The organism is Lapidilactobacillus luobeiensis, assembly GCF_024345205.1.
Lineage (GTDB): Bacteria > Bacillota > Bacilli > Lactobacillales > Lactobacillaceae > Lapidilactobacillus > Lapidilactobacillus luobeiensis.
On record NZ_BROC01000010.1, the window covers coordinates 25,627 to 38,122 of the forward strand.

The 12,496-nt window shown below is 46.3% G+C and carries 10 protein-coding genes; 5 read left to right on the top strand and 5 right to left on the bottom strand.

What is annotated here, in order from left to right; all coding sequences use genetic code 11:
* Nucleotides 1-90 precede the first annotated feature (90 nt).
* The 5 genes from OCU21_RS05000 to OCU21_RS05020 all read left to right on the top strand — a co-directional run bounded on the left by OCU21_RS05000 (nucleotide 91) and on the right by OCU21_RS05020 (nucleotide 5,370).
* Nucleotides 91-867: an ABC transporter ATP-binding protein gene (locus OCU21_RS05000; protein WP_309297196.1), complete on the top strand. Its 777-nt coding sequence runs from the start codon at nucleotides 91-93 to the stop codon at nucleotides 865-867.
* Nucleotides 845-2,905, top strand: a complete 2,061-nt coding sequence (locus OCU21_RS05005) for an FtsX-like permease family protein (protein WP_261806370.1) — start codon at nucleotides 845-847, stop codon at nucleotides 2,903-2,905. Before OCU21_RS05000 ends, OCU21_RS05005 begins: the two co-directional genes overlap by 23 nt.
* A gap of 41 nt (nucleotides 2,906-2,946) precedes the next feature.
* Nucleotides 2,947-3,684: an MBL fold metallo-hydrolase gene (locus OCU21_RS05010; RefSeq protein WP_261806371.1), complete on the top strand. Its 738-nt coding sequence runs from the start codon at nucleotides 2,947-2,949 to the stop codon at nucleotides 3,682-3,684.
* Nucleotides 3,685-4,010: 326 nt separating this feature from the next.
* Nucleotides 4,011-4,409 (top strand): transcriptional regulator SpxA, encoded by a 399-nt coding sequence (spxA, locus tag OCU21_RS05015; RefSeq protein ID WP_261806372.1) that lies wholly within the window; start codon nucleotides 4,011-4,013, stop codon nucleotides 4,407-4,409.
* A gap of 253 nt (nucleotides 4,410-4,662) precedes the next feature.
* Nucleotides 4,663-5,370 (top strand): adaptor protein MecA, encoded by a 708-nt coding sequence (locus tag OCU21_RS05020; RefSeq protein WP_261806373.1) that lies wholly within the window; start codon nucleotides 4,663-4,665, stop codon nucleotides 5,368-5,370.
* Nucleotides 5,371-6,206: 836 nt separating this feature from the next.
* Here OCU21_RS05020 and OCU21_RS05025 read toward each other — a convergent pair.
* From OCU21_RS05025 to OCU21_RS05045, 5 genes are all read right to left on the bottom strand, one after another.
* Nucleotides 6,207-7,376: an MFS transporter gene (locus tag OCU21_RS05025; protein WP_261806374.1), complete on the bottom strand. Its 1,170-nt coding sequence runs from the start codon at nucleotides 7,374-7,376 to the stop codon at nucleotides 6,207-6,209.
* Nucleotides 7,360-8,493, bottom strand: coding sequence for an ATP-grasp domain-containing protein (locus OCU21_RS05030; RefSeq protein ID WP_261806375.1), 1,134 nt, complete (start codon nucleotides 8,491-8,493; stop codon nucleotides 7,360-7,362). Before OCU21_RS05030 ends, OCU21_RS05025 begins: the two co-directional genes overlap by 17 nt.
* Nucleotides 8,490-9,698: an ATP-grasp domain-containing protein gene (locus OCU21_RS05035; RefSeq protein ID WP_261806376.1), complete on the bottom strand. Its 1,209-nt coding sequence runs from the start codon at nucleotides 9,696-9,698 to the stop codon at nucleotides 8,490-8,492. Before OCU21_RS05035 ends, OCU21_RS05030 begins: the two co-directional genes overlap by 4 nt.
* Nucleotides 9,698-10,786: a hypothetical protein gene (locus OCU21_RS05040; protein WP_261806377.1), complete on the bottom strand. Its 1,089-nt coding sequence runs from the start codon at nucleotides 10,784-10,786 to the stop codon at nucleotides 9,698-9,700. The genes OCU21_RS05035 and OCU21_RS05040 overlap by 1 nt, the downstream gene beginning before the upstream one ends.
* A gap of 89 nt (nucleotides 10,787-10,875) precedes the next feature.
* Nucleotides 10,876-12,408, bottom strand: a complete 1,533-nt coding sequence (locus OCU21_RS05045; RefSeq protein ID WP_261806378.1) for a carboxyvinyltransferase — start codon at nucleotides 12,406-12,408, stop codon at nucleotides 10,876-10,878.
* Nucleotides 12,409-12,496: the final 88 nt, after the last annotated feature.

A 12,496-nucleotide genomic window follows, 5' to 3' on the forward strand; every position in this document is an offset into this window, starting at 1 on the left:
CACTTTCTGGTTACAAAAGTGTTAGTGTTGTCTTAGGGCATTTCCGTGTAAAATGTAAGTAACGACGGTGGCATTGAGAAATGGGGAAGATTGATGCGAATGGCGGAAGTGAAACAAGTCAGCAAGAATTTCGGCGCGCGGCAGAACTTGGTCCGAGCGCTGAACAATATTAGTTTTAAGATCGAGCGCGGCGAATTTGTTGGGGTGATGGGCCCCTCTGGCGCCGGGAAAACAACCTTGTTGAACGTGATGTCAACGATCGACCAGCCGACGATGGGGCGGGTCTATTTGGCGGGGCAAGAGATCACCACTTTGCCAGAGCGGGATCTGGCCGAATTTCGGCGCAATAATATTGGCTTTATCTTTCAAGATTTCAATTTATTGCCAGCCTTATCGGTCCGGGAAAATTTGGTCATGATCTTGTCGATGTTGCGTCTGCCTGCTGACCAAGTCGAGCAACGGTTGGCTTATTTCAGTGAGCGCTTGAACTTGGCTGAATTGATGAGCCGCTACCCCAATGAACTTTCAATGGGTCAAAAGCAGCGGGTCGCGGCGGCGCGGGCCTTGATGACTCGGCCGCAGATCGTTTTCGCAGATGAACCTACCGGAAGTTTGGATTCCAAGTCCGCGACTGAGTTGTTGCAATACTTGGCCACGATCAATTTGGAGGACGAGACCACGATCATGATGGTGACCCATGACGCGTTTACCGCCAGTTATTGCAATCGGATCATTTTCATTAAGGATGGCGCCCTTTATTCTGAGGTCGTGCGTTCTGGCAGTCGCCGGCAATTTTTCCATCAAATCATTGACATGCAGGCAGCTATTGGTGGGGGTAATCTTAGTGATTTCAAAAATCGCCTTTAAAAATTTTCGCCAGCACTTAGCGGGGCGCGTGTTATATCTGGTCGCGATCGCCCTGTTGGTGATGATCTCCTATGACTGCTTGACCACGTTTGAAAATCCGATCATTTTGAAAATGAACCGGCTTAATCCGATTTTAGGGCTATTATTGATTTTGTTAGTGGCCTTGCTGGTTTTCAGCTTATTGATCATTTTCTACGCCAACCGTTTTTTTGTATATCAACGCCATTCTGAATTCGGTCTCTTGATCGTCTCCGGATTATCACGAGGGCAGATCGCTTGGCTGTTCTTTCTGGAGACTTTGCTAGGTGAGGTCTTGGCACTACTGGCTGGCTTGGTTTTAGGGATGTTGACGAATAAATTATTTGCCATGTTGCTGCTGCGCTTCATGGGGATCAGTCAAGAAACGAACCATTGGTGGTCCTTGATTGGTCTGCGGGATGTCAGCGTGGCTTATTTGGTTATTTTTATGATCGTCGGCGTGCTCGATGCGATTCGGATCTTTCAGCTGCGTCCAGTGCGCCTACTCAACCCTGAACAAAGTACCGATCAGCCAATGACTGCGCCCTGGTTGGCCCGCTTATTGGCTTGGCTAGGCCCTTTGTTAGTCGTGGGGAGTTATTTGGCGATCTTCAAATTGAATTGGTTAGAACCGTTTCGTTTAGCCGACCGCGCCTCTTTGAATACCTTGCTGATTTTTATGGCGCTCATGTTAGGGGTGTGGTTTGTTTTTCGCAATACTTTGCCCCAACTTTGCGCGCATTTACGGCAATCGGAATGGGCCTATCGCCATCAACGGATCCTCGATCTGGCGATGACCGGCAGTGAGTTTCGGCGTCATCATCAGTCGTTGACCTTGACGACTGTTTTTGTCACGGCCTCAGTGGTGTTATTAGGGATCGCCGCGGTCAGTTACGCGGATAATTATCGTGACTTGGACGAGGAGGCGCCAGTTGATCTGGCGGTGGATCAGGCTTACCATGACCAAGTGGCGCAAGAGATCCGCGGTCAAGGCGGTCAGTTGGAGCGGTTGACGAGTATTCAGGTCAAGGCAGTCCCGGCGCAAATGCGCGGTCCTCACAGTCGCGAGATCATGGGTCAGCGCAATATGCCAGTGGAAGTTATCCCCAGTTCGGCTTACCGCCGGGTCCAACGGCATCAGCGCGGTTTACCGCCGCTGATACTCCAAGAACGCCAAGCGCTTTATATTTCTTATAATTTTCAATATCAGAAATTACCGGCACGAGTTCTCCGCCAAAATAAAATCAAGTTTGCCCAACCAGGCCTGCCCCAATTGGCGATCAGTGGTTACTCGCGTCAATATCCTTTTGGCAACTCCTTGTTCTATGCAGATCTACTGGTGGTGCCGGACGCGTTTTTTGAGCAATTGCATAGCGATCCGCCCCGCCGGCTGACCGGTTATCGGATCAAAAAAATGGCGCCGGACAGCGCTTTTCTCCGCAAGATCGATCACGCGTCTTTCGCCAGCAAGAATCTGCGGAAAATGACTTATCACGCTGATCCCGACTTGCGAAAATCTTGGCTCAAAACAAGTGTTACCGGTCAGAAAAAGTCGGGGGATCTGATCACCTATTCAAGCAATAGTTATTCTGTTCGTGGGCCTTTCCAAGTCATGCTGCGGCGAGTCTTAGGCGTGGTGATCTTCGTTATCAGCTTATTGGCCTTATTGATGACTTTCGCCTGGGCCAGCGTCTTTTCCCTGCGGCAGCTGTCTCAGGTCGAACAGAACCGTTTCGATTATCTGACTATGAAAAAACTAGGTGTGGCTGAAGACGAGTTGCTCCGCTATTCGGACCGGCAGAATCGGCGGATCTTTCTGACCCCAGTGCTTTTTGGGATCGCCAATGGTCTTTTCATCATGCACTTTGTTGGCTGGCACTTGGACCATCTGCCGTTAAAACTATTGTATTTGTTGACGTTGGTTGTTTTTCTCGTTTATTGGTTCTTCTATTTATTCACGGCCTATAATTATCGGCGCTTATTACGGACAACGCAGATCTCCACGCAACGTTTGATCTGATATTGCGCTGAGGCAGATCGATTCTTGAAAGGATGACAAAAATGAAATTAACTGTATTGGGTTATTACGGTGGCTACCCCACGGCTACAGCGGGGACAACGGGCTTTTTGATCGAAGAACAGGATTATCGACTATTGTTGGATTGTGGAAGCGGTGTGCTGAGTCAGCTGGAACAGCGGCTGGATCCATTGCAATTGAACGCGGTCTTATTGACCCATTATCATCATGACCATATTGCTGATGTCGGCGTGTTGCAGTACTACTGGCAGTTACATCAGGGTCCACGACGGGAGGCGGTCTTGCCGATCTATGGCAATACAGAAGATCCTTTGAATTTTGCCAGTTTGACTTGGGCGCAGGCAACTAGTGGTCAGGCCTACGATCCCGCCGAGACATTACGGTTGGGGCCTTTATCGGTCACTTTCTTACGCACGATCCATCCAGTGCCAACTTACGCGGTCCGGATTGAAAACGAAGAAAATAAAGTGTTGGTTTTCACAGCGGATTCCGCCTATTTTCCTGAATTAGGGCAGTTTGCCCACAAGGCGGACCTACTGATCACCGATACCAATTTCGTTAACGGGAAAACGGGGCGCTTATGGCATATGACCGCGTCCCAGTCGGCACAGGTCGCCTTGAGTGGTCAAGTGCAGCGCTTATTGCTCAGTCACTTACCTCAACAGATCGATCATCAGCGCTTACTCCATGAGGCGCAGGCGGTCGCGCCAACTATACCAATCACTTTGGCTCAAACTGGGAAAATAATTGAAATCAATTAAAATTTATTCACCGCCGCAAACGGAAAACTAAGAAACCCTTTTCATTACCATGACAACGGCACTGTTCACAAGTGACAAGCTGTTAACTAAAAGAGATTATCAAAATCATAAGCTATTCTTATTAGTACACATTAAATTATAGCAAGTGAATATCCTGCTATTAGTTGATATATCAAGATTGTATATTTCTTAAATCATTCTTATGTTTCAAATTCTTTACAATTTTTTTATCAAAAGGACTAGATTTTTTCTTAATTAGTGGGTATAATGTACTTGTGAATTGATAAGGATTATGTTCATAATCGCGTAATAAGGGAGCGAATGTCATGGTAAATTTATATACATCACCAAGTTGCACATCTTGCCGTAAAGCCCGTGCCTGGTTGAAAGAACATAATATACCGTTTGAAGAACGTAATATCTTCTCTGATCCGCTAAGCAAAGATGAGATCAAACAAATCTTGCGCATGACCGAAGATGGTACTGAAGAGATCATTTCGACTCGTTCTAAGATTTTCCAAGAATTAGGGATCGATTTAGATGACCTAACTATGGATGAATTATTGGATCTGGTCGAACAGAATCCTGGTCTTTTACGGCGTCCGATCATTATGGACGACAAGCGGTTGCAAGTTGGTTACAATGAAGATGAGATCCGCCGCTTCCTCCCCCGGGAAGTTCGGGCATTGGAATTGCAACAAGCTCAACAGATGGCTGGCTATTAAACGCTACGGTGTTTAACTAACTTTATTGAATAAGCAGATATGGAATGAGGCATTTTGCTATCGTTCCATATTTTTTTGTGTTAAAATCGTTAGGATCTTACTTATTAATAGTTAGTATAGCCCTGATCGACTTTTTGTCAATGAAAAAGCGATGAGGTGGTTTTCTTAATCTGAACAGTGTAGTATACTGCAAGAATAGGGTCATTGGCTTTTAGAGGCGATGGCTGCTGGTCACAGAAATGAGGTGGACCTAATGGAAATGGAACGGATCGATGAGAATACGATTCGCGTGATCCTTGGTCGTGAAGATCTGGAGGAACGCGGTGTCAAGATTTTGGATCTTTTGGCAAATCATCAACAGATCGAGAAATTTTTCTATAGTATTCTCGAAGAAGTAGATGAAGATCATATGTTTGCCGATAATGACGCTGTCACTTTTCAGGTGATGCCCAACAAGGGTGGCTTGGAATTGCTGATCAGCAAATTGGATGAAGATGAGTTGGCGGATCGCGCACAATTAGAATCAGCGCTACAAAAACGGCGGATAAATAGTAAACAACATCAGAACAAGGGTCAATTAGCCGCACTACAGAAGAAATTACAAAGTTCTGACGAAGATGACGAAGATGAACTTAGTCGTTATTTGGAAGATGGCGATGTCGATTATCAACAATTGGTTCTGAGATTACCTGACTTCGAGGCGCTGATCCAATTGGCCGATGCGTTGCGGATCGAATCGGGGATCTCGAATCTGTATCGGTATCAGGATCAATATTATCTGGAACTTGTTTTCTTCGTTGATGATATGCATGATATCTCAGTCGAGGACGCGTTGGCGATCGCCAATGAATATGGTGAACGCACCACGGTGACTGCCGAGGTATTAAGTGAGTATGGCAAGAAGATCATGGATCAAGTCGCTTTACAGACGACGCGGCATTACTTTTTAGCTCAACATTAGCCGAAAATCAGCGTTGGTGCTGATTTTGCTGGTATTTTCAAATAAAAAAACAATTTAAGCAGCCTGCCGATCGTCGGTAGGCTGCTTTTTGTGGCTCTTTGTTAAATGAAGTTGAATGATAGTTTTGCGCCGATTTGCAAAGTGCCGTTTCTGTATTTATTTCTCCGCTTGCTTATAGGTGTTGCCGGGTTTGGATGTTGACGCAACCGCCTCAGGGCGTTTATGGTGGCTGGAACGCAGTGGGCATCGTTTGAAGCCAATCCGCAAAACCGGCGGCTTGTCTTCAAAGCGAGCCTTTGTCTAAGTGATAAATCACTAAGACAAATTTCACTGCTGAGCCACACGCCCTGAGGCGGTTGCTTGGCAGAATTGAGCCTATCTGCAATCGAAGTTGGGTATCTGATGAAGTGGTTTTGCGAGCTAGAGGTCAATCAATTGCCCTTTTTGGGGTGGTACTACAATATCAACAGATTCGGATCAGGAGGTCGGGACACTTTACGTAGGTTGAACAGCTCTACTTGTTTCCTTAACAATTCTTGGGTGGAAAGCCGACTGATTCGGGTGATTTGCTGAGAGCTAGGTTTGTTCATCAAACAGACTGCGCTGGTATCACCAATTTAAAAATTGTGACTACTAACCACGGTCGTTAATTGCATGGTTCCCCACCCATCGGCGATAGCTTTCCAGTCGACCTGGAGCCCCACTACACCTGCCACCACCAACGCCACGTGCAGCGCAAGCTGCGGACACGCTACTTTTGTCTACGAATCCATCACTCCCAGCCTAATCTTCTCGGTAGATTTGATTAGCCGCGGACTTAGGCATCCTATTTACAGCTACGACATAATCCGCCTGATAGCTGGGAAACAAACGAGATAGATCAAAAGCTGGCCACAACCAATCAATTGAAAAACTTGCCAGGATTTAAAGTCGATCATCGCGGCGGTCACACTGCCTAAGGGGATAAAAATACCGCTGATGGTAAAAATAATGCTAAAAACGCGACCAAGAAAGCGGGAATCGACAGAAGCCTGAAGATAGGACATCAGCGAGATATTGAAAGTTGTCACGGCGCCTGAAAATAAGCCAAAGAGAAGCAGGAGTAAGGGCTGCGAGGAACACACGAACCCAATCAGGATCAGCGCCAGGGATGCTGGTAATAATAAATGGAAGAAGGACTTGGGCGCCAGCTGGATTTTATAAATACTAACAAAAAGCGCACCTAAAACACTGCCGAGGGATTGGGCAATCAAAATGTAGGCATAGATGTGTGAGAATCCAGAAAACGTTGCGGTAAAGGGCAGATAAAACGAATAAATCGCATCCAAGAAATTGAGAAACGCGCTGGAGATCAAGATGATCAGGAGGCCTTTTCTGGCGGCGATATAGTGAAGCCCCGCCTTTAATCCCGTGATGAAGGTTGCTTTGACGGTGGGAACCTCGTGTAAGATGACAAAGTTGTTTTCGCAGAGGGCTGAAATAAAGAAAGAGAGCGCATCGATCAACATGCCGTATTTAAAGCCGAATTGTTTGATCACAAGCATGGCCAGCAGTGGCGCCCCAACGGCGATGATCTCCGCAATCACTTTGGCCGTGGCATTATAGCGATAGATGCCCTTTTGACTCAACAAATCTTTCGTAATGGCTTTATAGGCTGGCACATTAAAGCTAAATAGCACGGCCAGTAAGACGTTGATAATGATGAGTACCCAAATGTTTTGGGGATCATAGTATAAGAAGAGGAGGAAGGTCAGGGTGCCGGCAATTAAGTCTGTGACGAACAAGAGTCGCTTTCTATTGCCGAAATCGGCCAGATGACCGGCAAAGAGATTAAAGATCAGCCTGATCAGCGCCTCGCTGGACTGATAAAACGTCATAAAGAAATTGGCGTTTCGTGCCAGTCCGGCGATCAATAGTTTATTGCCATAATCAAAGATGATATTGCCAAGGTTGGTGGTTTGCCCGCGGATGAGCAGCAGGCCGATATTTCTATTTTCTTTGTTCATGATCGAAGTAACCTCGCAGTGACAGGAAGGTCTGGTTGAATTCGTGATTTCCTGGTAGGCAAAAGACAAGGAGGTAGCGCAGATCCGCCAATGATTTGGCTTGCCGCGTTGGCTGTTGCGGGTATTCTCTAAAGAAAGCTAACGGAACGGCTATTTCTGGAGGCGCTTGTTGACGGCCGTTTTGGAAGATCGCCAAAGTTACCGCCAGACAAGTGGGGCTGCGCTGATAATCCTTAACTTTGGGCACAGCGGCGTTGTTGACCAAATCCCAATAGGTCGCAAGGAGATCGAAATTGAAGGCCTGTTTGACCAACAGCGGTATTTGACCGCCACCGAAACGCTTGCCGATCTCACAAAAACTGAGTTCATCAGTCTTTGTACGATAAAAAAATTCAGCGTGAAACGGCTGGATCGTATCCGTGCCCAGCCTCGTTAGCACGGCTTGAGTGGCCGCTTCTAGTCGTTCAATCAAATGATCGTTGCTTTGATAGTGTGAATTGGTCCTAATTATATTGAAAAAATCAGTCTTAATGGCTAAGATGTTACCAACATATTCATGGGAGAAAAAATAGCCGATTTCGCCGTTGATCGCGATGCCATCACATGTAAACATGGTATCAAACGTCTCAACAGTTTCCAGCAGGTACTCAGTGGGATTGAAATAGTCAGGCACCGCTGTGACGATGGCGACGCCTCGGCCAGAGTCCTCGCCGCGGGGTTTAATGATAAATTTGGCGGGGAGCACGTCGGTTTCGCAAGGGTCGATCAGGCTTGGTTGTTTGATTTCTGGCAGCAGAGTTTGCCGCATTAATTTCTTGTCCTTATAGGCATAGGCAGTTTCCCAGGCGTTCTTCTCATCGGTAAAGATTGCTTTCAAAATACCAACGAGATGGATCAGCCCCTCATCAAGGGAAAAAATATCGTCAATGCTCGGCTGGCTTTTGAAGAATAATAGCAGCTCTAATAGACTAAAATCGGCAACAGTGAAAACTTGCTGTTCGGGAAATCCCACGCTCAGATAGCTCTGGCGTTGCTGGCTAGGGCAGACGATCGCGAGTTGGTTAGCTGGTTGGAGCCCGACGCTTTCAGGCGAAAAACGATAGATGAAATATTTCATTGATCTTGATACCTCGTGTTTGCTTGAGCCCATCGTTCAGCCCGCAGTAACTGCGTTTTTACGCTGCGAAAGGAAGCACCATAAACTGACAGTCCGATGACCGCATCGGCGCTGTGGACCGCATTGCCGATCTGACTGCCAACGCGAACATAGGCCACCTCATCAAAAATAGAAAATTCGGACTTGACCGCTTCAGTAAATTCTGGCAGAGCTTGGATCGTGCCGGCTTGTTTAGCCGTTAAGAGCCACCCAGTCACCGGATAATTATGCCTGATTACTGGGAGTTGTTCCGCACAGACCGAATAGATCAGGAGTTTAAGCGGGTTACAGTTCAGTTTGAATTCCAAGTTTTGGCGAATTCGCGCGCCACCGATCCGGCTCCCAATCTCCAAGAAGATGATCTCTTGATTGTCAAAGAACACTTCCAAATGAAAGAGAAAGGTTCCAGTTGGCGCCAGTTTTTTAACGAGGTTCGTGGCGTATTGATTGAGTTTAAGGTAGCTGGCATCCGTGTGATCCAAGGAGACTGCCGCCGCCGAAACACCGGCTTTGATCAACAGCGGGTTATAGATATATCGCGCCGGTTCGCAATACAAAACCTGACCGTGGGCAATCAAGCCATCAATATGATAAATATCCGCATAAAGATACTGTTGGGCCAAAAACGTTTGCTGTATCCAATCATGATCAGCCTGAAAGCGCGTCAAGTCTGCCTTTTCTTTCAAATGAAACGTATTTATCGAACCGGCGCCATTCAACGGTTTAACAATAATATCATGGTTATGATCAAAGAACGCTGCTAATGCGGCAGACGAAGAAACGACTTGTGAGTGGGGCACTTTAAAGCCAGCAGCGCTGACCTGCTGGACCATGGTCGCTTTATCGCGAAAGATCCGCGCCTCCGCAAGACTTTGACCAGGCAAATTGAATTCTGTCCGTAATTTGCCGGCCAGTTCAATATCAAATTCGTCTAGCGCGATAATCGCGTCAAAATGCGTGCTTGTCAGAAGCTCCCGAGCCTGACGTTCTCTAACGAGTTGGTAATTCTTGACGAAAACAAGTGTGACATTGACCGGTTGATTCACTTGAAAGGACGCCGCTTTCGCGTGATCTATGATGATGGTGTAGGCATGCTGGGGCGCCAGACATTGATAAATATCTGTATATTGTTCACGGTACGGATGAAAAATCAAGATGTGCTTCATTAGCGGTACCTCGCGATTGGATCGACGTAGATGTTTTCGGATGGATTGCGATGATAAGCGAAATTGCTGGGCAATTTTGGTAAAACTAGGGTTGGATCGATCCTAGCTTTAAATAGTTGATAAGGGATCCCCAACGTTTGATAAGCGTAATCAGCGGTGATTGGTTGGCGACTTTGTTTAACCTGACGGATGGATTTCTCGAGGTTAGCAAGAAAGTCCTCGTAAAGTGGGCTCAGGAATTCCGCGAGGGTGGGAAAGTTCTGGAGGATCGCGGTCACGCTGATCTGGTGGTAGGCGCACTCTGAAAATATTTCGCGGGCCAACTTTTTAAGGGTGTAATGCTGTTTCTTATTGCCGGCATTGCCAACGGCCTGGTGTAAGACTCGAATGGCCTCGAGCTGCCCAACCAGAAAATGGGTCAGTTCGTGGCTTTCGACTGAGTGAAATACCTTCAGATAAAGTGAGCGATAGTGTGCCGTTTCGAACAATGATTTTGCATGCTCGCTGATCATCGTTGATCTTAACGGGAAGAACACACTATCGAGTTGCGCCAAGTTGCCACCCTGATAATCAACGAGTACAAAATTGGCAACTGTGACTAGGCCGTTATTGAATTTGACACACACCTTGAGATAGTAATGCTGGCCGGGGATCGGCAACGCACAAATCAGGCGTTCTCGCGGTATTTCGATCACGTTCGTCGATATTGCGCGGCTATTTGTTGCAATGGACGGGATGTCCGGCACGATCACAAAAATGTCGCTGGCGCTAAGCCATGGATCTAAGATAGTCCGGATAAACTGCGCGATGACCGGCGCAAAAGAGACCGGCTCAAACGAAAAAAGACTAACTAATTCTTGGCAAGGACTAGCAAGGGGATTTACCAGATTGGCGGGATAAACATTTCTAAAGCAAAGTTGCTCTTTATAGAAAAATCCCTGCGGTTGTTCCGCGAATTTTGTTAATTCGTCTTGAATCGGAGAAAAGGTGAATAGGTTCTTGCCAGATCTAACTAAGGGGGAGGCAGGTAAGGATCTAGCCTTAAAGGTTTGGCAGATCTGCTCACGCCAATAAATATTTTCATCCATCGATTTTTCCTTTCCGGGTGCCTATTGACGCCCCTGAGCAGCAAATTACCCTGAACTTTTCCGAGCCTACGTCTGACTAAAAACTTGGTCTAGCCATAGATCTCACCTTCATAACCACTCAAGCTTAACGCACTTTGAATATTGCCAAAGCCACGTAAAAGCTGATCGTAGTTTAGTAAGAGCGCGGCAGGGATCTGTCTATGGACGAGGCCCATTGTAATCGCCATCCCGGCACGGATATCTTGTAAGTCAAAAACATCATTTTGATTTGCTGCTTGCTTTGAACGAGCTTGCGTTTTTAGCGCGCCATTTCTTAGACACTTAATATTGATCCCTAATCTTTGCAATTCAGAAATATGACTGGACCGATTGCCAAAAACTTCATCCAGCAAAATCGAGGGGATATTTCTGAAGGCCAAGAATTCCGAAATGATCGGTCCTAAATCTGTTGTAATTTGTGGAGGCGAGCCTAAGCGTAGAAATTCAAAGTATTCTTCATTGATCTTGGCCACTTTATGAAAAACCAAGGTATGGTCAGACTCAGCCAGCGCTAAGCCTAGGTTCTCAAAAAGCTCCGCGTAATTTTGGGGGATCTCACAAATTTTAACGTTGCTAAAGGTGATCGTTTCTAAGCGATCCCAAAGCAGTAAGACATAGGAAACGAGCATCGTCATGTCCGGTGGGAGTGTCACCTGACAGTCCCTGGCCACTAGCGCGTCGACAGCGGGAATCAAGATCTTGTCTGCTGCTGGATGAATGACGACGCGATTGGTCGACTTTTCCAACATGGCAATTAGAAATAGGATCGTGGGATCCTGTGATAGGCCGTTTATTTTGAGCGCATTCGGGTAAACATAGGCTAAACTAAGCGCGTTGAAGAAGGCGCCGACGCTTTTGCTGCCATCGGCGTAGCAGTTCAGAACCAGATTGCGATTCAGGGTGTCCTTCTTTTCCGCATAGAAAGTGTTCGCGCTGGCATCATATTGATAATTCGAAATCGTCGCCAAGATCTCCAAATGTAGATCGATCGGACGATCGCAAAAGTCATTGCCACCAGGAAAGCTGAAAAGAAGCTGATGATATTTGTAAGTCAAAGCCGAGATGACGCCGATACTGGCGCGACTGACCTTGTTTAACAGCGTAATATTGAATGGGGCAGTCCCAGCCGTTAACGTAATGGCATCTTTTGAAACATGGGCATCGACCCAACCGTTGTTTGCAAAAAGATATAAAACATTAAGAAAATCAAAGGCTGTGGGACAATTGTTGAGCGTGAGGGTGTTCTGGTTGAGAAAAAGACTCGACAACAAGGCGTGAACACCAACAACTTTATCGCCTTCAATTTTAACGTTTCTCCTAATTTTGTCATTGACAGGGGTTGCTTTGATGGCTCGAAAAAGATGCGTAGAGATTTTTTTAGGATCATCAATGTTGGTGTAGTCGGCTGAAGGATTGATCGATTGATTCAAATTTTTTTCTAAGTCTTCAAAAGAAATCTCGAGTATTTTTGCATATTTCAGTAGTTCATCGACGTCAATATTGCGAGATTCTTTTTCCCAGTTTGAAATTGCTTGCCGGCTGACCTTAAGCTCTTTGGCAATGAAATCTTGAGTAAAGCCCAAGGCTATTCTTTTTTTCTCAGGAACTCACCGATCATTTACGCCACCTCCACTTTTATAATAGAATACCTTATGAATAATTTTAATTCTC